The sequence below is a fragment of the Shewanella decolorationis genome, from assembly GCF_004354305.1.
GTDB lineage: Bacteria > Pseudomonadota > Gammaproteobacteria > Enterobacterales > Shewanellaceae > Shewanella > Shewanella decolorationis.
On record NZ_CP037898.1, the window covers coordinates 1,939,176 to 1,959,077 of the forward strand.

Consider the following 19,902-nt stretch of genomic DNA (forward strand, 5'->3'; position numbering starts at 1 on the left):
GAATTTTTATGTTGCAAAAAGCAATCGAAGCCGCGATTAAAAATCGGCTATTAGTAGTGCTGGCACTGCTTGCTGTGGTGGCCACCAGTGTGGCCATGTTGCCCAAACTGAATCTGGATGCCTTTCCCGATGTCACCAACGTACAGGTGACTATCAATACGGCGGCCGAGGGCTTGGCCGCCGAGGAGGTGGAAAAGCTCATCAGTTATCCGGTCGAATCGGCCATGTATGCCTTGCCGGCGGTGACTGAGGTGCGCTCATTATCCCGTACTGGCTTGTCGATCGTCACAGTGGTATTTGCCGAGGGCACGGATATTTACTTTGCCCGTCAGCAAGTGTTTGAGCAGTTACAGGCGGCGCGGGAGATGATCCCAAGCGGAGTGGGTGTGCCAGAAATTGGCCCTAACACTTCAGGTTTAGGGCAGATTTATCAGTATATTCTGCGGGCTGACCCTAGCTCGGGTATTAATGCCGCCGAGCTGCGAAGCCTTAACGATTACCTCGTCAAACTGATCATGATGCCCGTGGGCGGCGTGACCGATGTTTTATCCTTTGGCGGCGAGGTGCGCCAGTATCAAGTGCAGGTCGACCCTAACAAGTTACGAGCCTATGGTTTGTCGATGGCGCAGGTGAGCGAGGCGCTTGAGAGCAATAACCGCAATGCTGGTGGCTGGTTTATGGACCAAGGCCAAGAGCAATTGGTGGTGCGGGGTTATGGCATGTTACCCGCGGGTGAAGCAGGGCTTGCCGCGATCGCCCAAATCCCGCTGACAGAAGTGCGTGGCACGCCTGTGCGAGTAGGCGATATTGCTAAGGTCGATTTTGACAGTGAGATCCGTGTAGGAGCCGTGACTATGACGCGCCGCGATGAGGCCGGTCAGGCGCAAAACTTGGGGGAAGTAGTGGCGGGCGTGGTGCTTAAGCGCATGGGCGCCAACACTAAGGCGACGATTGATGATATCGATGCGCGGATTAATCTGATTGAGCAGGCGCTACCCAAGGGCGTGTCCTTCGAGGTATTTTACGACCAAGCGGACTTAGTGGATAAGGCCGTTACCACAGTGCGCGATGCGCTATTAATGGCCTTTGTGTTTATCGTGGTGATCTTGGCGCTGTTCCTCGTGAATATCCGTGCCACCCTGTTGGTGCTGTTGTCTATTCCCGTATCCATTGGTTTGGCGCTGATGGTGATGTCCTACTATGGCCTGTCTGCCAACTTGATGTCCCTCGGTGGGTTAGCGGTGGCCATTGGGATGTTGGTCGATGGTTCTGTGGTGATGGTTGAGAATATTTTCAAACATTTAACTCAGCCAGATCGCCGTCATTTAGCTGAGGCGAGGGCGCGCGCCGATGGCGAAGCCGACCCATACCATGGCGATGAGGATGGTAGTATCCGCGCCGTTGAAGCGGATAACAGCATGGCCGTGCGCATTATGCTGGCGGCGAAAGAAGTGTGCAGTCCGATCTTCTTCGCGACCGCCATCATCATTGTGGTGTTTGCGCCGCTATTTGCCTTGGAAGGTGTAGAAGGCAAGCTGTTTCAGCCGATGGCCGTCAGCATTATTTTGGCGATGATTTCCGCTTTACTGGTGGCCTTGATTGCCGTACCGGCACTGGCGGTTTATCTGTTTAATCGTGGCGTTGTGCTGAAGGAGAGCGTCGTCTTAGCCCCTTTGGACTCGGCCTATCGCAAGCTGCTGAGTGCAACCCTTGCTAGGCCAAAGTTGGTGATGATCAGCGCGCTGCTGATGTTTGCAATGAGTATCGTATTGTTGCCAAGGCTGGGTACCGAGTTTGTGCCCGAACTAGAGGAAGGAACGATTAACCTTAGGGTGACGCTGGCACCGACTGCGAGCCTTGGCACTTCCTTAGATGTGGCGCCAAAGCTTGAGGCCATGCTGCTGGAATTTCCCGAGGTGGAATATGCCTTGAGCCGTATCGGTGCGCCCGAATTAGGCGGCGATCCAGAGCCCGTCAGCAATATCGAAGTCTATATCGGCCTTAAACCCATCGAAGAATGGCAATCGGCTAGCTCGCGTTTGGAGCTGCAACGGCTGATGGAGGAAAAGCTTAGCGTCTTCCCCGGACTGCTGTTTACCTTCTCACAACCGATTGCGACGCGAGTCGATGAGCTGCTCTCTGGGGTAAAGGCACAGTTGGCGATTAAGCTTTTTGGTCCTGATTTAGCCGTGTTGTCTGAAAAAGGCCAAGTGCTCACCGATCTGGTGGCGAAAATCCCCGGTGCTGTGGATGTGTCCCTCGAACAGGTGAGTGGTGAGGCGCAGCTGGTGGTGCGGCCAGATCGTTCACAGCTTGCCCGCTATGGTATCAGCGTCGACCAAGTGATGTCGCTGGTGAGCCAAGGGATCGGTGGCGCGAGTGCTGGACAGGTGATCGACGGTAATGCCAGATACGACATTAATTTGCGCCTCGCTGCCGAGTATCGCAGCAGCCCGGATGTGATTAAGGATTTACTCCTTAGCGGTAGTAATGGCGCCACAGTGCGTTTAGGTGAAGTCGCCAGCGTTGAGGTAGAAATGGCGCCGCCGAATATTCGCCGTGACGATGTGCAGCGCCGTGTGGTGGTGCAAGCCAACGTGGCGGGTCGGGATATGGGATCTGTGGTCAAAGATATCTATGCGTTGGTGCCTCAGGCCGATTTGCCCGCGGGATATACTGTGATTGTCGGCGGTCAGTATGAGAACCAGCAAAGAGCACAGCAAAAGCTGATGTTGGTGGTGCCAGTCTCTATCGCCTTGATTGCCTTGCTGTTGTACTTCTCCTTTGGCGCGGTGAAGCAGGTTTTGTTGATCATGGCGAACGTTCCTCTGGCATTAATTGGCGGTATCGTGGCGCTGTTTGTCAGCGGCACTTATCTGTCGGTGCCGAGCTCCATCGGTTTTATCACGCTGTTTGGGGTGGCTGTGCTCAATGGTGTGGTGTTAGTGGATTCGATTAACCAGCGCAGGCAGAGCGGTGAGTCGCTGTATGACTCGGTTTATGAAGGCACGGTGGGACGATTACGTCCAGTACTGATGACGGCCTTGACCTCAGCCTTGGGTTTGATCCCCATTTTAGTGTCATCGGGTGTGGGCAGTGAAATCCAAAAACCGCTGGCGGTGGTGATTATCGGCGGGCTGTTTAGCTCTACTGCGCTGACCCTATTAGTATTACCGACCTTATATCGCTGGTTATATCGTCACGATAAATTGCCTGACTAGTTGGCCGTTAAGCCTTGGCGCGATTTTGTGCCAAGGCTTAACGTTAAAGTTTAAAAATCAGCGAGCTATAGTGTGCGATATAGGCTAGGCTTAGCGCTGGTATTAAGGATAAGTATCTCTGGAGAGAGTATGATCGCAGTCATTTTTGAAGTCGTTCCCACGAAAGAAGGAAAGGAAGAATATCTGCACGTAGCCGCTGAAATGCGCCAATATTTAGAAGGCCGCAAGGGATTAATTTCGATCGAACGGTTTCAGAGCTTAACCGACGATGGCAAGGTGCTAAGTCTATCGTTTTGGGAAGATATGGCCTCTATCACCCAATGGCGCAATCAAATGGCCCATAGCATTGCTGAGCAGACTGGGATTATGCCTTGCTTGTTTAACGCTTATCGCATCCGCGTTGCCGAAGTGGTGCAAGACTATAGTGAAACCTTAATTGATGCAGCTGAATAACCTAAGCGCATAATCCAAAACAAAACCCATCGCAGTCGATGGGTTTTTTATTGCAATCAATCAGATAAAAATGGCATTAGCTTATTTTTCTTGCTGTGCTTTAAGCAGATCGCGGATCTCTGATAGTAATTCTTGATCTTTGGTTGGTGCTGGTGGGGCTTTAGGCGCTTCTTCCTGTTTGCGTTTTAGGCTATTAATGGCTTTTAAGCCCATAAAAATCGCGAAGGCGATAATGGTAAAGTCGATAATAGTTTGAATGAATTTACCGTAAGCAATCACCACCGCTGGCGCATCGCCCTGGGCTGCGAGCAACACAACGCTCAGATCGCTGAAATTCACGCCACCTAAGATGATCCCAATTGGCGGCATAATGATATCGGCCACAAAGGATGAGACTATCTTGCCAAAAGCGGCACCGATAATAATACCCACCGCCATATCGATCACATTGCCACGGGACGCAAAAGCCTTGAACTCTTTAATTAAGCTCATAAGGTTTCCTCCTAAATTAAAAATGAAATGTTAAATTTTATTGTGTTAACTGTATCAGGAAAACCTAAGGGTCTTTTGCTGCCTGTTACCTTGCCAAGCTTATAGGGGCTTAAGGATTAAGGCAATTCTGGTATTCAGGATTTCTCCTTCGCGGCTTTATTTCTACTTGTCAAAGTTACAATTGTTAAGTTAGCGTGAGTTGCTTTGTTCTTGTTGACCAATAAATTCTGGCACTTCTAATACCTGTGATCCCCAGCGTTTAAACAGGGCAGAATAGATAAATTCGATAAACACTCGATATTTTCGCGGCAAATAAGCACGCTTGGGGTAACTGAGCACCACTTTGGTTTGCACCATAGGGTAATCGTCGAGGAGTCGTACTAAATAACCTTTCTCTACCGCCTCTTGGGCAATAATTGAAGGTACGGCCGTAATGCCAAGCCCTGCAATAGCGGCTTCGCGGGCAATGGTGACATTGTTTACCGTGAGTTGTGTTACCGGTTCAATCACCACCCAAGACTGACCATCAAATAGCTTCCATGCGCCTTCAATATGGGCCGACTGTAAACGAATCGCTTTATGCTTGGCTAAGTCCTGCGGCACTTTGGGTGTGCCATGCTCGGCTAAATACTTGGGGCTGGCCATCAAGGATTTATAGGCGTTAACTAATGAATAACTCTGTAGGCGGGAGTCGCTCGAGTCAGCGATTTGGAATAACAAATCGATACCTTCTTCTATCACATCCACCTTGCGGTTAGTGAGCTCAGCCTCGATGGTGATGTCTGGATAAAGGGTTAAAAACTGGGCGAAGATAGGCCCGAGGAATAATTGGCCTAATTCGATGGGGCACACTATTTTTAGGTTGCCTTTAATCAATTGCTGGTGGGCGCTGAGTTGATTTTCGGCGCTCTGTAGATCGCTCAAGATCTTATTGATCCGATTGTAGTAGCTTGATCCCGCCTCGGTGAGTTTGAGGGCGCGGGTCGTTCGGAATAACAATTGGGTACCAGTATCTGCCTCAAGTTCGGCAATCTTGCGGCTGACAGTGGCCTTAGTTAAACCAAGGGCCTTAGCGGCGCCGGTGAAGCTGCCTTGCTCGACGACTTGGGCAAATATCTGCACGCGATTGAGATCCATGATTGTTACACCTGTGAAACAGTGGGTTGATTTTTAACTATCTAATAAACGTGATGAGACAGTAGTACACTAGCACTCACTAATCAAGGAGTCATTCATGTCCAAAAGTAAACTCATCATCGCCGTTCCACTATTGCTCGCCGCCGTTGCGGGTGGCGGTTATTACTGGTGGACGCAGGTTCGTTTTATCGAAACCACTGATAACGCCTATGTTGAGGCCGATATTTCCCATGTGAGCGTGAAAGTACCGGGTTATGTGGTGTTATCCGATGTGACCGATAACCAGCATGTGCGCAAGGGCGAGTTATTGGCGCAGCTTGAGGATAACCAGTTTAGCGCCAAAGTCAGCCAAGCCGAGGCGTCACTCGCCAGTGCTAAGGCCGATCTGCAAACCTTAGCTGCTAAGGTGGAATTGCAGCACGCGTTGATCAGTCAAGCGAGTGCGGGCGTGGTCGCGGCGCAGGCCGATAAAATCCGTGCCGAGCAACAGTTAAGCCGAGCTAAAAAGTTAAAAGTCAGTAACTACAGCTCACAGGACGATGTCGACCAATTACAAGCCGGTTTTGATTCTGCTGCCGCGCGTCTCGATGAAGCCAAGGCACTGTTAGTGGCTAAAGAGCGTGAGCTCGCCGTATTTAATGCCCAGCTGAATCAGGCTGGTTCTGTGGTTGAACAGTCGAATGCGGCATTGGAGCTGGCTAAAATTCAGCTTAATGATACCCGCGTGACCGCGCCTTTCTCTGGGGTGATTGGTAAACGCGGCGCTATGGTGGGGCAATATGTGCAACCCGGCCAGGCACTCTACAGTTTGGTTCCGGATGGGGCTGTGTGGATCACGGCGAACTTTAAAGAAACCCAAATCCAACATATGCAACCTGGACAGTCGGTGCAGGTCAGTCTCGATGCGTTTCCCGACAAAACCTTTACAGGTGTTATCGATAGTCTGTCACCGGCGTCCGGAGCCAAATTTAGTCTGCTGCCCGCCGAAAATGCTACGGGTAACTTCACGAAAATCGTGCAACGTATCCCTGTGCGGATCCGTTTAGATCTCTCAGAAGAAGAGGCGCGTGTCGTCCCCGGTTTAAGTGCCGTGGTCAAGGTCGATACTGCTTCGCATCCGACGACAGCCATCGCTGCTAACGTCGGTCGCTAAGTAGGTCGTTAACATGAGCACAATTGCTGCGGCATCTGAGGCTATCGCCGCGGGGGCTACAACGAGCGAATATGAGCGCGGTAGTCGCCGTTCGTGGATTGCCGTTTTCGGTGGTTTGATTGGCGCCTTTATGGCGATCCTCGATATTCAAATCACCAATGCCTCGATGAAGGAAATCCAAGGCAGCCTCGGCGCAACGCTGGAGGAAGGCAGTTGGATTTCAACGGCTTATCTGGTTGCCGAGATGATTGCGATTCCGCTCTCGGGCTGGCTAAGCACTGGGCTTTCGGTCAGGCGTTACCTGCTATGGACCACCGCAGCCTTTATCTTTGCTTCTATCCTGTGTTCGATTTCGTGGAACCTCGAAGCCATGATCGCCTTTCGGGCGTTGCAGGGCTTCTTTGGTGGCGCGCTGATCCCACTGGCGTTTCGGCTGATCTTAGAATTTTTACCCGAGAATAAACGTGCCGTGGGGATGGCGTTATTCGGGGTGACGGCCACGTTTGCGCCATCGATTGGCCCAACCTTAGGCGGTTGGTTAACTGAGCATTTTAGCTGGCATTACCTGTTTTATATCAACGTACCGCCCGGATTGCTGGTGATGGCGATGTTGGCCTATGGCCTCGAAAAGCGCCCTGTGGTGTGGGACAAGCTGAAAAATGCCGACTTAGCGGGCATTGTCACCATGGCGCTGGGCATGGGCTGCTTAGAAGTGGTGCTAGAGGAAGGTAACCGCAAGGATTGGTTTGGCTCGGATTTGATCCGCAATCTCGCCATCATTGCCGCGGTGAATTTGGTGTTGTTTGTGTGGATCCAGCTTAAACGTAAAGATCCTTTAGTGAATTTACGCCTGCTCGGTAAACGTGATTTTGTGCTTTCGACCATAGCTTACTTTTTGCTCGGGATGGCACTCTTTGGTGCTATCTATTTGATCCCACTTTATTTGTCCCAAGTGCATGATTACACACCGCTGGAAATCGGCGAAGTCATTATGTGGATGGGTTTCCCGCAGCTCTTGGTATTGCCATTAGTGCCGCGGTTAATGCAACGTTTCGACGGGCGTTATTTAGCCGCCTTCGGCTTTTTTATGTTTGCCCTCAGTTATTACATGAATAGCCAAATGACCGCCGATTACGCCGGGCCGCAGATGATCGCCTCCCAGGTGGTGCGCGCCTTAGGCCAGCCCTTTATCTTAGTGCCCATTGGCATGTTGGCGACGGCCCATTTAAAGCCCCATGAGAATCCTTCGGCTTCGACCGTGCTGAACGTGATGCGTAACTTAGGCGGCGCCTTTGGTATCGCGCTGGTGGCGACCTTAACCGATAACTTGGCCCGTAGTCATTTGGCCCATGTGAAGGAGTCTCTGCCAGCGGTCAGCACACAGGCGCAGGATTATTTGAATCAGAGCGCCAACATGTTGCAACAGGGCGGCTCGGATCCCTATACCGCCTCCATGCAGGCCAAGGCGCTATTAGGGCAAACCATGAGTCAGCAGGCCTATATTCAAGCCTATAACGATGTGTTTTTTATTATGGGCGCCCTGTTATTAATTGCCGTGGTGGCTGTGCTGCTTATCCGTAAACCACAAGGGCCAGTCGCCCACGATGCGGTTGTCGAATAAGACTGACTTATTTCGTTTTCGCAATGCGTAACCCCTGCGCCTTAATTCCCCCAGGATTAAGGCGCTTTTTTATGTGTAGACCTGTGATAGACTCGAGCTCTTTTCCGGTTGTACGCAGAGCTTTTTTATGTCGATACCAGATTCAGTCGAGTGGCAAAATCTTAAATTTAATCAATTAACTGCTAACACTTTGTATGACATTCTCAAACTGAGAGTCGATGTGTTTGTGGTTGAGCAAGCCTGTGCTTATCCAGAGCTTGACGATAAGGATAGGCACCCTGAAACCCAGCATTTAATCGGCTTATCGCCAGCAGGCGAGCTGCTCACCTATGCCCGCATCTTACCCCCTGGGCTGAGTTATCCCGAGGCCAGCATTGGCCGAGTCGTTGTGTCTCCTGCGGGACGAGGTAAAGGATTGGCAATGCCGTTGATGCAAAGGGCGATTGAATCGGCGCTCAGCACTTGGCCTGCTGCGGGGATCCAAATTGGTGCTCAGGATTATCTGAAAAGCTTCTATCAGAAACTCGGGTTTAGCGCGTGCTCTGAAATGTATTTGGAAGATGGTATTCCCCATATTGATATGCGCTACCAGCCTCAGTGATCTGGTTTTAACTAGCTGAATTTACTCTTATTAAGGAAATCAAATGACTACAGTTACGGACTATAAAATTAATCAACAACAACTCGTTTGCGTCGCGAGCTTTTTAGCGAAAGAGGGTAAAACCGAGGCCTTGATTGTGGCGCTTGCTTCGCTTATCCCCGATACGCGCCGCGAAGCGGGCTGCATCCGTTATGAGCTGAATGTCAGCCGTGATGAACCGCGCCGCGTGACTTTTGTGGAAAAGTTTGTCGATATCGCCGCGTTCGATGAGCACTGCGCTAAGGATGCCATTCAGCATTATTTCCATCAGGTGATGCCCGAGTTAGTCGAGTCCTTCCATGTGGAAACTTACCATCAAGTCATCGCTTAATTTATCTTACTTAACAGGAGTTTGTAGTGTTACTTAATTACATTGAACCTGTATTTAGACCGCCATCAGAATGGAAGTCGCTAATACTGCAAGTGACTAACGGTTGTAGTTGGAATCAGTGCAGTTTTTGCGATATGTACACTCAGCCGCAAAAAGCCTTTAGAGCACAAAAACTCGATAAGATTGAAAAAGATATTCTCGCGATTGCCCAAACTGGTATGCCTGTATCGCGGGTGTTTTTGGCTGATGGTGATGCAATGAGCTTACCCTTTGCTCGGTTAGAGGCGATTTGCGAGTTAATCCAGCGCCACTTGCCGCAGGTTACACGGATCAGCAGTTATTGTTTGCCGCGTAACTTGAATAATAAAACCCCTGAGCAGCTCGCTCGGCTGAGGGAGTTAGGCTTAAGTCTGCTGTACGTTGGCTGCGAAAGTGGTGATAACGAAGTGCTGGCCAAGATTAAAAAGGGCGAAACTTTCGAGTCATCGCTGGCGGCATTACAAAAAATTCGCGCGGCGGGGATGAAGTCTTCTGTCATGATCCTCAATGGCTTAGGTGGCGTGGCGTTATCGCAGCAACATGCCATCCACTCGGCCAAGTTGATGAATGTTGCCCAGCCCGATTATTTATCCACATTGGTGGTTACTTTGCCGCTCGGTACAGAGCGGATGGATGCAGTGTTTGATGGCCAGTTTCAGTTACCGGACCAATTAGGATTATTCCAAGAAATGCAAACCCTGCTTAGCCATTTGGAGCTGGAGCAAACGATTTTTCGCTCCGACCATGCCTCTAACTATCTTGTTTTAAAAGGAGTACTAGGTAAGGACAAGGCTAAATTGCTGGCACAGGTCGAGCAGGCAATTCACGCGCCGCGCAGCATTCAACTCAGGCAGGAATGGCAGCGCGGATTATAAACCGATTGAGTGTAAGTTGAAGATTAGGCTTTGCTCGCTCCGGCATGTTCGCGTTTATCAAACGAGTCACGACGCGTTGTGAGTCTACTTAAATGACAGGGGCTCTTATGACTGAAATTAAGAGCTCCGGCTTGTCAAACGGCCCATTTGGACGGCGTATAGTAGGTATTTTTACTGTGTTAACAGCCAGTTGTTAACCACAATATACGGGCTTTGACTTACATAAATATCAGCCAAATTACTGCAAAAATAACCCTGAAACGTCAACACGCCCTAGTTACTGGACTTACCTTTGATATTTAGCATTAAGCGTTATTTTGCCGCTTGATATATCTCAGTTCGATTTCTTTTAAACGACGGTTAAAATCTTCTAAATGCGCTAGCATGGCGGCTTCAGCTTTGGCCTCGTCTTTTTCGATTACGGCTTGCACTATTGCATCGTGTAAGCCTAAAGGATGGATTTCATCCGTCGGCGGCTCATACTTTATGGTTTGATTTTTAAGTAAAATTAACAGCGACTTGACTATGGCTTCTAAAAAACGGTTTCCAGACATTTCAGCTAATAAATAATGTACTTCGGAGCGTAAAGCGACAGTATCCGGATAAGCGTGCGAATCATTCTCGTGTCGTAAAGCTTCGTGTAGCGCTATTGCCTGCGTTGGTGTGCAATTTTTAGCGGCCATCCGGGTGACTTGAGGCTCAATCAAAATACGCGCTTGGCATAACTCAGGAAGTGACAGTTTTCCCATCATAAACATATCATGACAAGCGTCACTTAAACGTTCAAATGTCAGATGTTTAACAAATGCACCGCCAGTTGCACCTTGACGAATTTCGACTAATCCGCCAGCCTCAAGGCTTTTAATTGCTTCTCTGACAACGGTTCTACTCACTTGAAATAACTCAATGAGCTCGCGTTCAGATGGCAGTTTATCACCTGCTTTATAATCACCACCTAAAATAGCGTTTTTTAGCTGTTGTCCTACTTCACTAGATGCTTTTATCTGCTTAATTGGCTTGAAGTTATGCACTAGTTTGCCCTCAAAATACTTAGTGAGGTCATCTTAACATTAAAAGCACTTTTGAGGCAGAAAATGTACTCTCGCTTTTCCTATATTAGTGATTAAAAAATATTCATTTTTGTTGATCAAAGTAACATCTAGATAAATTTCGCAACTAGTTTCTCATATTTACTCAATCTTTATTGTTAACAAAAGTTATACGTCATACATTTGTCCAAAGTGGTTTTGAGTCTGTTTCTTAACCAGTATAGGTATGTTCAACATATCAACTCATAACAGGAAGATGATGATGAAAATTAAAAGCTTGTCTTTTTTTGTGCTATCTGCGCTTTCTGTATCTGCGTTTGCAGATACAACAATTGATAAAATGTTTAGCGAAGGAACAGTTAAAGGTGAATTGCGATTATTTGATTTTACGCGTGATTTTGATGGTGCGACAAATAAAAAACATGACACTTCATTAGGTGGGCTGTTCTATTATAATACAGCGAAAGTAAGTGGGATTAGTTTTGGGACTAGTTTTGCATCTGCTAACCCTATTTGGGTTAACGACTCTGATAGTGTTTATGGTTTAGTTGCTCGAGATGCTAATGGTGGCCACGATAACGTTAATCGATTACAAGAATATTTTGTTCAGGGCGAATGGTGGAGTACTAAATTTAAAGTTGGGGCTCAAGAATTAAGAACTCCTATGATGAACCCTCACGATATTCGAGCTATTCCAAGAACGTTTCGTGGATTTACTGTTGAAAATAACAGCGTAAATAATCTTACCCTTTCAGCATTATATATTACGGATTCAATGGGATGGTCCGATAATAGTTTTGTATCTGTAAAAGATGCGGTACAAAGTGAATTGGCCAGAGCGGGTATTGTCGCTAATGTTGCAGATAATCCAGTGTATGCACTTGGTGCTAAGTACCAGTTACCAATTGAATGGGTCAAAACTGAGGTTAGTCTTTGGCATTACAGGATGGAAGATGTTTTTAATCAATCATATGCAAAGATTAAGCTATCTACTGACCTCGGTGTGGCGAACGTTTATTTTACTCCTTCTTATTTAACTCAGAAATCAACAGGCGAAGAAACGGGTGGCCCATTAGACACTTACCAATATGGTTTTCACCTAGGGGCTAAATTTGCCGGTGCTGATATTACCTATTTATACGCTAAGACAGGTGATGATACTGTGCTTACACCATGGGGTGATGAAAAAGTCGTTATCCAGCAAGTTTATCAATCAGCACGGGGGAATGAAGAGGTTAATGCATTGAAACTGGCATATGATTTTGAAAAGCTAGGTATCAATGGATTAGAAGCTTATGCATATTATGGACAATATGATGTACCAGAAGATAAGGGGAGTGATTTTAGTGAGATGAACTATTCAATTAGTTATAAGTTCTCTGGTGTTCTTTCTGGTTTAGGATTAAAAGCTCGATACGCTAATATCGATTTTGATCAAGGTGAAAACTTTAATGATGTTAGATTTTATATTAACTATAAATTTATGTTAGGTCATTAGCGATAAATTTTGCTCCCTGCAACTTTTCTAAGGGTATACCATGATGATTAGGTATGCCCATTTTTGTCTTAAATCTAATTAGTAGTCATTTGTTAGAATAAAAATTTTATTAAATATTGCTAATTTAAATTAAATAGTTGGCTGTTCATAAAATAGGGCTGATATTCCATAAAATGAATATTTGTGAAGCACTGCAAATATGCATTGAATACCTCTTTTTTAGTATTGTCATATGTCATACATTTAATTGTACGTTGGTTGTGTTTCGTTCAAGTCAACGCAACAGTTTTAGATTCTAAACACGTAAAAATCTGGGCACGAATAACCCAGCACCATTGTGAGTGTGATGGTGCTCACAATGCTGGCAAAGGAGTATCAAATGAGCAACAAATCAAAAGAAATTGACCAATACACAGCGAGTGTTCTTCAAAACGGTATATCTCGAAGAAGTTTTCTCACCCGAGCAGCAATGGGCAGTGGTGGATTAGCTTTTGCGACGTTAGGCATGGGGTCTGCTAGCGCGGCACCTTTGCAGGCAGAGGGGGCATATGGCGAGATTGGTGGTGCAACCTTAAGTTTTTTACCTAAACCTAAATCTATTGCGGATAAGGACATAGCAACAACTCAAACATTTGATGTGGTCGTTGTTGGTGCCGGAGCTTCGGGTGTCCCAGCTGCACTTTCTGCCAGAGAAAATGGTGCTACAGTTGCGTGTTTGCAAAAACAACCAATACCAGTTTCACAGGGTAACACTGGGTCTGGTATCGATCTTAAGACCAGTGACAAGTCTGCAATTGAGGCACTTGTTAGCCGTTTAATGGCCGATAACGCCCACCGTTCTCATCCTGGCTTATTAAGACAATGGGCTTACAACTCAGGCGAAGCGGTCACTTGGGTGATTGATCGTATGAAGCAAAGTGGCGGCCAGGTTGTCGACCAAGGCACTAAAGTACAGCACGGTATTCGCGGTATTGCAGACCAAGGTGATCGTTTAAATTTTGTTACGTCCTTCTGCGGACCTAAACCCTACACTACTGGTGACGGTATCCGTGCTCTCGCTAAAACTGCCGAAAAGGCGGGTGTTAAATTTTTCTTCAACACGCCAGCACAACAATTGATCCAAGACGAGTCAGGCAAAGTTGTAGGTGTTATTGCTCAAACTCGTGATGGTAAATATCACAAATTTATGGCGAAGAAAGGCGTCATTCTGTCTTCTGGTGATTACCAAAATAACAAGGCAATGTGTGACTTCTTTATTCCAGATCTGAAAAACTTCGAACGTAAACAAATGGATCGTACTGGTGATGGTTTTGCTATGGCCTATTGGGCCGGTGGCGTTATCGAACCTGTTGGCCATACCAAAATGCTACACGATTTTGATGCTGGTCCCGCTTCAATGTGTGACATGCCATTCTTAGCCGTTAATCGTAAAGGCGAGCGTTTCGTCAATGAAACGGTTGAGATGTCACTAATGAATAACTACCTCAAAGATGAGTATAACGCTGGCCATTACTCTCAGGTTTTTGATTCTGATTACATGACACAAGCGAAGGATTGGCCAGGTCACCTTTATTCACCTGAAGAGCTAAAGGACTATATGCCTGAAGTGCCTGGTGAGAAAAAGGGTGTATATCCTTCATTAACAAATACCTACTCAGCAAATACCTTAGAAGAATTGGCTGTAAAGCTTGAGTGCGATCCAAAAACCTTTGTTGCAAGCGTAAATCGTTACAACGAATTGTGTAAGAAAGGTAAAGACGAAGATTTTGGTAAACCAGCGAGCAAAATGGTTCCGGTGCTTAAGCCACCATTTTATGGCATTCACCGTCGCATGAGAATTTCAACCTTATGTTCCGGTATTTTGGTTAACGAGAATCATCAAGTGCTTGATGCAGATGGTAAAGAAATTCCGGGTCTCTTCATTGTGGGTAACTTAGGTGCAGGCTTCTACGGTGGTGTTGATTACCCATTAACGGTATTCGGCTTGTCTCTGGGACGTTGCTATACCTTTGGTTATTTAGCAGGCAAATACGTCGCGAAACTTTAAGCGCCAAATTATCAATAGTGGCTGCTTTTTAATGGCATCCAGTGACATGAATGATGGAATTTAAAATGAAGAATCTCACAATTATTTTTGCCCTTGTTCTGGGCATTTTCGCAGCAAATGCGATAGCAAAAGATAATGTTTTACTCGATCAAACCCATGCTGCAAAAGGAATCAAATGTAACAGTTGCCATGGTACTGAGGCTCGTCAAGCTGTAACTATGCTGAAATGCGTACAGTGCCATAATACTGAAAAATTAGCGCTAAAAACCGAAAACGTGAAACCGACTAACCCCCACAAAAATCGTCATTTTGCGACTGAAACGGATTGCGCAAAATGTCATCATATTCACCAAAAATCAGAAAACTACTGTGTAGGATGTCATCCTAGGTTTGACCTAGTCACGCCATAGCAGTTGAGTTGTATCAAGCGGATTTAAAGCTTCTCGACACAAAATGCCAGTTAACCTTAACTGGCATTTCTTTTTACTTGTTTGGTGGCCTTAAATCTAAGGAGTTCCACTTTTGCTGGCCCCTTAAGTCGATTTCCCCCTCGTTATACACCCAATCTTCTTCGGTTAAGTTGTCAGTTTTTAAGCCAAAAATATATGGGTAAAAAATAACTATACACATACGTTTTTTCATATATACAATTCCGCATATGTTTTAATGGCTATTTTGGAAGCGCTCAATGCACCCCGTCACTTTTTTTAAAGCCCTTGCCGATGAGACTCGGCTGAAATGTTTATTACTCATTCAGCGCGAAGGGGAGTTGTGCGTCTGTGAATTAATGGCCGCGCTGTCGGAGATCCAACCTAAGATCTCGAGGCATTTAGCACAGTTAAAAAAAGCAGGGATCTTAGTCGATAGGCGCCAAGGACAATGGGTGTTTTATCAAATTAATCCTGAGCTTAATGCTTGGTGTCAGCAAGTGTTGGCGCAAAGTTGTGAGGCTAATAGTCCGTTTTTAGCTGAGAGTATGCAGAACCTGTGCAGCATGGGAGCTCGTCCCGAACGTGCGAAAGCTTGCTGTTAAGTAAAGAAATGGATTCGATATGAGATAAGTTGAGGTCGTTATGGGGAGCTTTGAACGTTATTTAAGTGTCTGGGTTGGCTTGAGTATTCTTGCTGGAGTCTCGCTTGGGAATCTGGTGCCAGAGGCATTTTCCGCTATCGCGGCTGTCGAGTTGGCCCATGTGAATTTGATTATTGCGTTATTCATCTGGGTGATGATTTATCCCATGATGGTACAAATTGATTTTTCCGCGGTGAAAAATGTCGGCAAAGCGCCGAAAGGATTGATATTAACCCTTTTCATTAACTGGTTAGTTAAGCCATTCACTATGGCATTGTTAGGCTGGTTATTTTTCAAGTTGGTATTTGCGGATTGGGTTGATCCGCAAACCGCCAGTGAATATATCGCGGGAATGATATTACTCGGTGTAGCGCCTTGTACTGCAATGGTGTTTGTGTGGAGCCAACTTACTAAGGGTGACCCTAACTACACCTTAGTGCAAGTCTCTGTTAACGATATCATTATGGTGTTTTTATTTGCGCCGCTCTCTGCATTGTTGCTGGGGGTGAGTGATATTCAAGTGCCATGGCAAACCCTGTTAATTTCCGTTGTCCTCTATGTGTTATTACCTTTGATTGCGGGAGTCATGACACGTAAACGCCTTGAGGCTCGTAATGATGCGAGTGCTGTGCCGCAGTTACTGGCAAAGCTTAAACCTTGGTCTGTGATCGGTTTACTAGCCACTGTTGTGCTGTTGTTTGGGTTTCAGGCAGAAACCATTCTCACCCAGCCACAAAACATACTTTTGATCGCCATCCCATTGATTATTCAGAGCTATGGCACCTTTATCTTGACCTACTGGCTGGCGTTAAAGCTCAAACTGACCCATGCGATTGCCGCGCCCGCGAGCATGATCGGTTCTTCTAACTTCTTTGAATTAGCCGTGGCCGTGGCGATTTCGCTCTTTGGTTTACATTCGGGGGCCGCGTTGGCGACCGTGGTGGGCGTGTTGGTCGAAGTGCCAGTGATGTTGTCTTTAGTGTACTTTGCCAATCGCACCCGCCATTGGTTTACGACTTAATCTGTTTTTGAAATAAATGATATTTAAAATCAACAAATTGTAAGTTAACTGGGTAGTTATAAATCATGGCAATTAAAATCGGGATTAATGGATTTGGGCGCATGGGACGTTTGGCTCTGCGCGCGGCGTGGGAATGGGATGATGTTGAGTTTGTACAGATCAACGATCCCGCAGGGGATGCAGCTACCTTGGCCCATTTGCTTGAGTTCGATTCAGTTCACGGTCGCTGGCTTTATCCGATCACGGCGAGTCAGGATGGTTTTCAAATTCAAGACAGAACCATTCGCACCACACGCAATAAGACGATTGCCGAAACCGATTGGTCGGGATGCGATGTGGTGATTGAAGCCTCCGGGGTGATGAAAACCAAAGCCTTACTGCAAGCCTATTTAGATCAAGGCGTGAAGCGGGTAGTGGTGACGGCGCCTGTTAAAGAGGAAGGTGTGTTAAATGTGGTGATGGGAGTAAATCATCAGTTATACGACCAGGCTATTCATCCGATTGTGACCGCGGCTTCCTGCACTACTAACTGTCTTGCGCCTGTGGTGAAAGTGATCCATGAGCAGATTGGCATCAAGCATGGCTCTATGACCACTATCCATGATATTACCAATACTCAGACGATTCTGGATGCGCCGCACAAGGATCTGCGCCGCGCTCGCGCCTGTGGTTTAAGTTTAATCCCCACCACCACGGGCAGTGCGACGGCAATTACCCATATTTTCCCAGAGCTTAAGGGCAAGCTGAATGGTCATGCTGTGCGGGTGCCGTTGGCGAACGCTTCTCTAACTGACTGTGTATTTGAGCTTGAGCGCAGCGTGACCGAAGCGGAAGTGAATGCGCTGCTACAAACCGCCGCCGAAGGCGAACTCAAGGGCATTTTAGGTTATGAGGAGCGGCCGTTAGTGTCGGTTGATTATAAAACCGATCCCCGTTCGAGCATTGTCGATGCACTTTCGACCATGGTGGTGAATGGTACTCAGCTAAAACTCTACGTGTGGTACGACAATGAGTGGGGATATGCCAACCGTACGGCAGAGCTTGCCCGCTTAGTCGGCCAGCTTGATTTGCCGCGTTAGGAGAGCACTGTGCCTGCTGCCAAGCTATTTGAACAACTGATGCAATTGCCCGCGGCCGTGCGGCAATATTTGCTGATCACCTTCAATTATTGGAGTTTTACCTTAACCGATGGTGCGCTGCGGATGTTGGTGGTGCTGCATTTTCACGATCTCGGTTATACGCCATTCGCGATTGCGATGTTGTTCTTGTTCTATGAGATTTTTGGTGTCGTCACCAATCTGGTGGGCGGTTATCTCGGCGCTCGCTTGGGGCTTAATCGCACCATGAATCTAGGCCTTGGCATGCAGGTATTGGCATTAGGGATGTTATTGGTGCCATCGGCCAGTTTACCGCTGTGGCTCGCTGGCGTGCCCTGGGTGATGGCGGCGCAGGCGCTTTCGGGCATTGCTAAAGATCTCAACAAGATGAGCGCGAAAAGCGCGATTAAATTGCTGGTTCCAAAGGGTGAGCAGGGCAGGCTTTACCATTGGGTAGCCCTGTTAACCGGGTCTAAAAATGCCCTTAAAGGGGCGGGTTTTTTCCTCGGTGGCGCCTTGCTGGCGGGATTGGGTTTCAATATGGCGATTGCCGCCATGATGGCCGTGCTTGCGCTGGTGTGGTTAATGAGTTTGGTCTTGCTGAAAAAGGATCTGGGGAAAGCGAAGAACAAACCTAAGTTTACTGAGATTTTTTCTAAGAGTCGCAGCGTGAATATTCTCTCAGCGGCGCGCCTGTTTTTGTTTGCCGCAAGGGATGTGTGGTTTGTGGTGGCTTTGCCCGTGTATCTGGCGAGCCAATGGGGCTGGGACCATTGGGCCGTGGGCGGCTTTTTGGCGCTCTGGGTGATAGGTTACGGCATAGTGCAAACCTTAGCTCCGAAGATCGCTGGTACGAGTAGGGCAGCAGCTAACACTTCGCCGCGCATCCCCGACGGTTATACCGCCTTAGTTTGGTCGACGTTATTAGCTTTTATTCCCGCGTTAATTGCACTCAGTTTGTATCTGGATTTCTCACCACAGCTAAGTCTGATCCTGGGGCTGATGTTATTTGGCGGACTGTTTGCGATTAACTCGTCACTGCACAGCTATTTAATTGTGAGTTACGCCAGTGAAGAGGCGGTATCCCTAGATGTTGGGTTCTATTATATGGCTAATGCCATGGGGCGTTTACTGGGAACCGTGCTTTCGGGTTGGGTGTATCAAAGTTATGGACTGGTGGCCTGTTTGTGGATTTCGACGGCCTTTATTGCAACAACGGCACTGATCTCTATCAAGCTGCCTCGACAAGTCAAAGGATAGCAAGATGTTGAGCTGGCGAAAGCGTTTACCGGGCGTTAGAACCATTTGCTTTGTCTGCATGGCTTCGCTATTCGCTGTTTCGCCGCTCTTAGCATCGGTTACACCTGTATTAAATTCCGCATTAGCTGAGACAACCAATCTCACCCCAAAGCCTATTCGAGATTGGAAAAATCCTGCCTACATTATCCAAGCCTTCGATGAGATAGCCCTTAAAAATGAATACGATAAAGATAAACATCGGGTACGGAAATGGCGTCAGCCCGTGCGCGTCTTTGTCGAGCATCAAGTGAGCGATAATGGGTTGCATGCACAATTGGTGCAAATGCATTTAAGCCATCTGGCACAAATCACCGGCCACAGTATTGCCAAGGTGGAATCGCTCGAAGAGGCCAACTTACATTTAGTCTTTACCCGTCAATCCCAATGGGCCGATGTGGTGAGGCGTCTGATGGGGGCAAGTGCGGCCAGTAATATTCATGGCTCTGTGTGTATGGGGAAATTTGCGCTTAATTCCCAGAGTGAGATTGAGCGTGCTTGGGTCGTTATCCCGGTCGACCAAGCGCAAATGCATGGCAAATTGGTGGCCTGCGTGGTGGAAGAAATCACCCAAGTGTTGGGCCTACCCAATGATTCGGAGAAAGTATTTCCTTCCATTTTTAACGATAAAACACCGCAGGATTTACTCACTGGGCTGGATTATATTTTGCTGAAACTGCTCTACAGTAAGGATATTCATGCCGGCATGACGGCCGCCGAAGTGCAACCCATATTGCAAAAACTACTCGAACAATGGCAGCGGGATGGCACGCTGACACAAGCCGATAAAGCGGTTCGTCAGGGCCAGTTGTACCCACTGTTAGGTTATTGATCCCCAAGGTTTTACATCGAAAGTTGGC

18 protein-coding genes are annotated in these 19,902 nt (G+C 47.4%); 15 read left to right on the top strand and 3 right to left on the bottom strand.

Going from position 1 to position 19,902, the window contains the following annotated elements; genetic code table 11:
• The first annotated feature begins 8 nt into the window (after positions 1 to 8).
• Together EYR25_RS08900 and EYR25_RS08905 are read left to right on the top strand one after the other, a co-directional pair.
• The gene (locus EYR25_RS08900; RefSeq protein ID WP_133179457.1) at positions 9 to 3,221 is read left to right on the top strand and encodes an efflux RND transporter permease subunit; all 3,213 of its coding nucleotides are present in this window, start codon (positions 9 to 11) and stop codon (positions 3,219 to 3,221) included.
• A 129-nt stretch (positions 3,222 to 3,350) separates the two neighbouring features.
• Positions 3,351 to 3,674, top strand: a complete 324-nt coding sequence (locus EYR25_RS08905; RefSeq protein WP_133179459.1) for an antibiotic biosynthesis monooxygenase family protein — start codon at positions 3,351 to 3,353, stop codon at positions 3,672 to 3,674.
• Between the two features lie 81 nt (positions 3,675 to 3,755).
• Here EYR25_RS08905 and mscL read toward each other — a convergent pair whose 3' ends face one another.
• Positions 3,756 to 4,166: a large-conductance mechanosensitive channel protein MscL gene (mscL, locus tag EYR25_RS08910; protein ID WP_023268854.1), complete on the bottom strand. Its 411-nt coding sequence runs from the start codon at positions 4,164 to 4,166 to the stop codon at positions 3,756 to 3,758.
• Positions 4,167 to 4,355: 189 nt separating this feature from the next.
• The gene (locus EYR25_RS08915; RefSeq protein ID WP_133179461.1) at positions 4,356 to 5,303 is read right to left on the bottom strand and encodes a LysR family transcriptional regulator; all 948 of its coding nucleotides are present in this window, start codon (positions 5,301 to 5,303) and stop codon (positions 4,356 to 4,358) included.
• 97 nt (positions 5,304 to 5,400) lie between these two features.
• Between EYR25_RS08915 and EYR25_RS08920 the strand changes: the two genes are divergently transcribed.
• The 5 genes from EYR25_RS08920 (at position 5,401) to EYR25_RS08940 (ending at position 9,962) form a co-directional block, all read left to right on the top strand.
• Positions 5,401 to 6,456, top strand: coding sequence for an HlyD family secretion protein (locus EYR25_RS08920; protein ID WP_133179463.1), 1,056 nt, complete (start codon positions 5,401 to 5,403; stop codon positions 6,454 to 6,456).
• A 13-nt stretch (positions 6,457 to 6,469) separates the two neighbouring features.
• Complete coding sequence (locus EYR25_RS08925) at positions 6,470 to 8,077, top strand: DHA2 family efflux MFS transporter permease subunit (protein ID WP_133179465.1); 1,608 nt, start codon at positions 6,470 to 6,472, stop codon at positions 8,075 to 8,077.
• A gap of 127 nt (positions 8,078 to 8,204) precedes the next feature.
• Complete coding sequence (locus EYR25_RS08930; protein WP_133179467.1) at positions 8,205 to 8,678, top strand: GNAT family N-acetyltransferase; 474 nt, start codon at positions 8,205 to 8,207, stop codon at positions 8,676 to 8,678.
• Between the two features lie 43 nt (positions 8,679 to 8,721).
• Positions 8,722 to 9,048, top strand: coding sequence for a putative quinol monooxygenase (locus EYR25_RS08935; protein WP_133179469.1), 327 nt, complete (start codon positions 8,722 to 8,724; stop codon positions 9,046 to 9,048).
• Positions 9,049 to 9,074: 26 nt separating this feature from the next.
• Positions 9,075 to 9,962, top strand: a complete 888-nt coding sequence (locus tag EYR25_RS08940; protein ID WP_133179471.1) for a radical SAM protein — start codon at positions 9,075 to 9,077, stop codon at positions 9,960 to 9,962.
• A gap of 305 nt (positions 9,963 to 10,267) precedes the next feature.
• Here EYR25_RS08940 and EYR25_RS08945 read toward each other — a convergent pair whose 3' ends face one another.
• Complete coding sequence (locus EYR25_RS08945; protein WP_133179473.1) at positions 10,268 to 10,993, bottom strand: FadR/GntR family transcriptional regulator; 726 nt, start codon at positions 10,991 to 10,993, stop codon at positions 10,268 to 10,270.
• Between the two features lie 280 nt (positions 10,994 to 11,273).
• Between EYR25_RS08945 and EYR25_RS08950 the strand changes: the two genes are divergently transcribed.
• The 8 genes from EYR25_RS08950 to EYR25_RS08985 all read left to right on the top strand — a co-directional run bounded on the left by EYR25_RS08950 (position 11,274) and on the right by EYR25_RS08985 (position 19,874).
• Complete coding sequence (locus EYR25_RS08950) at positions 11,274 to 12,509, top strand: OprD family outer membrane porin (protein ID WP_243729948.1); 1,236 nt, start codon at positions 11,274 to 11,276, stop codon at positions 12,507 to 12,509.
• Between the two features lie 379 nt (positions 12,510 to 12,888).
• The gene (locus EYR25_RS08955; RefSeq protein ID WP_039978820.1) at positions 12,889 to 14,556 is read left to right on the top strand and encodes an FAD-dependent oxidoreductase; all 1,668 of its coding nucleotides are present in this window, start codon (positions 12,889 to 12,891) and stop codon (positions 14,554 to 14,556) included.
• A gap of 65 nt (positions 14,557 to 14,621) precedes the next feature.
• Complete coding sequence (locus EYR25_RS08960; protein WP_039978818.1) at positions 14,622 to 14,966, top strand: cytochrome c3 family protein; 345 nt, start codon at positions 14,622 to 14,624, stop codon at positions 14,964 to 14,966.
• Positions 14,967 to 15,244: 278 nt separating this feature from the next.
• Positions 15,245 to 15,589 carry a metalloregulator ArsR/SmtB family transcription factor gene (locus tag EYR25_RS08965; protein ID WP_133179477.1) on the top strand — a complete coding sequence of 115 codons (345 nt, stop codon included), beginning with the start codon at positions 15,245 to 15,247 and terminating at the stop codon, positions 15,587 to 15,589.
• A gap of 40 nt (positions 15,590 to 15,629) precedes the next feature.
• Positions 15,630 to 16,649, top strand: a complete 1,020-nt coding sequence (gene arsB / locus EYR25_RS08970; RefSeq protein WP_133179479.1) for an ACR3 family arsenite efflux transporter — start codon at positions 15,630 to 15,632, stop codon at positions 16,647 to 16,649.
• Between the two features lie 65 nt (positions 16,650 to 16,714).
• Positions 16,715 to 17,728 (top strand): ArsJ-associated glyceraldehyde-3-phosphate dehydrogenase, encoded by a 1,014-nt coding sequence (locus EYR25_RS08975; protein ID WP_133179481.1) that lies wholly within the window; start codon positions 16,715 to 16,717, stop codon positions 17,726 to 17,728.
• Between the two features lie 39 nt (positions 17,729 to 17,767).
• Entirely contained in the window at positions 17,768 to 19,006 is a 1,239-nt protein-coding gene (arsJ, locus tag EYR25_RS08980) for an organoarsenical effux MFS transporter ArsJ (RefSeq protein ID WP_425057222.1), read from the top strand.
• 4 nt (positions 19,007 to 19,010) lie between these two features.
• Positions 19,011 to 19,874, top strand: coding sequence for a DUF2927 domain-containing protein (locus EYR25_RS08985; protein ID WP_133179485.1), 864 nt, complete (start codon positions 19,011 to 19,013; stop codon positions 19,872 to 19,874).
• Positions 19,875 to 19,902: the final 28 nt, after the last annotated feature.

What these genes read in the sequence shown, in the direction of transcription:
- EYR25_RS08975 (WP_133179481.1), top strand. Translation starts at nt 16,715, where the DNA reads ATGGCAATTAAAATCGGGATTAATGGATTTGGGCGCATGGGACGTTTG.
- EYR25_RS08935 (WP_133179469.1), top strand. Translation starts at nt 8,722, where the DNA reads ATGACTACAGTTACGGACTATAAAATTAATCAACAACAACTCGTTTGC.
- EYR25_RS08925 (WP_133179465.1), top strand. Translation starts at nt 6,470, where the DNA reads ATGAGCACAATTGCTGCGGCATCTGAGGCTATCGCCGCGGGGGCTACA.
- EYR25_RS08915 (WP_133179461.1), bottom strand. Translation starts at nt 5,303, where the DNA reads ATGGATCTCAATCGCGTGCAGATATTTGCCCAAGTCGTCGAGCAAGGC.
- EYR25_RS08985 (WP_133179485.1), top strand. Translation starts at nt 19,011, where the DNA reads ATGTTGAGCTGGCGAAAGCGTTTACCGGGCGTTAGAACCATTTGCTTT.
- EYR25_RS08950 (WP_243729948.1), top strand. Translation starts at nt 11,274, where the DNA reads ATGAAAATTAAAAGCTTGTCTTTTTTTGTGCTATCTGCGCTTTCTGTA.
- EYR25_RS08965 (WP_133179477.1), top strand. Translation starts at nt 15,245, where the DNA reads ATGCACCCCGTCACTTTTTTTAAAGCCCTTGCCGATGAGACTCGGCTG.
- arsJ (WP_425057222.1), top strand. Translation starts at nt 17,768, where the DNA reads ATGCAATTGCCCGCGGCCGTGCGGCAATATTTGCTGATCACCTTCAAT.
- arsB (WP_133179479.1), top strand. Translation starts at nt 15,630, where the DNA reads ATGGGGAGCTTTGAACGTTATTTAAGTGTCTGGGTTGGCTTGAGTATT.
- EYR25_RS08930 (WP_133179467.1), top strand. Translation starts at nt 8,205, where the DNA reads ATGTCGATACCAGATTCAGTCGAGTGGCAAAATCTTAAATTTAATCAA.
- EYR25_RS08955 (WP_039978820.1), top strand. Translation starts at nt 12,889, where the DNA reads ATGAGCAACAAATCAAAAGAAATTGACCAATACACAGCGAGTGTTCTT.
- EYR25_RS08900 (WP_133179457.1), top strand. Translation starts at nt 9, where the DNA reads ATGTTGCAAAAAGCAATCGAAGCCGCGATTAAAAATCGGCTATTAGTA.
- mscL (WP_023268854.1), bottom strand. Translation starts at nt 4,166, where the DNA reads ATGAGCTTAATTAAAGAGTTCAAGGCTTTTGCGTCCCGTGGCAATGTG.
- EYR25_RS08920 (WP_133179463.1), top strand. Translation starts at nt 5,401, where the DNA reads ATGTCCAAAAGTAAACTCATCATCGCCGTTCCACTATTGCTCGCCGCC.
- EYR25_RS08905 (WP_133179459.1), top strand. Translation starts at nt 3,351, where the DNA reads ATGATCGCAGTCATTTTTGAAGTCGTTCCCACGAAAGAAGGAAAGGAA.
- EYR25_RS08960 (WP_039978818.1), top strand. Translation starts at nt 14,622, where the DNA reads ATGAAGAATCTCACAATTATTTTTGCCCTTGTTCTGGGCATTTTCGCA.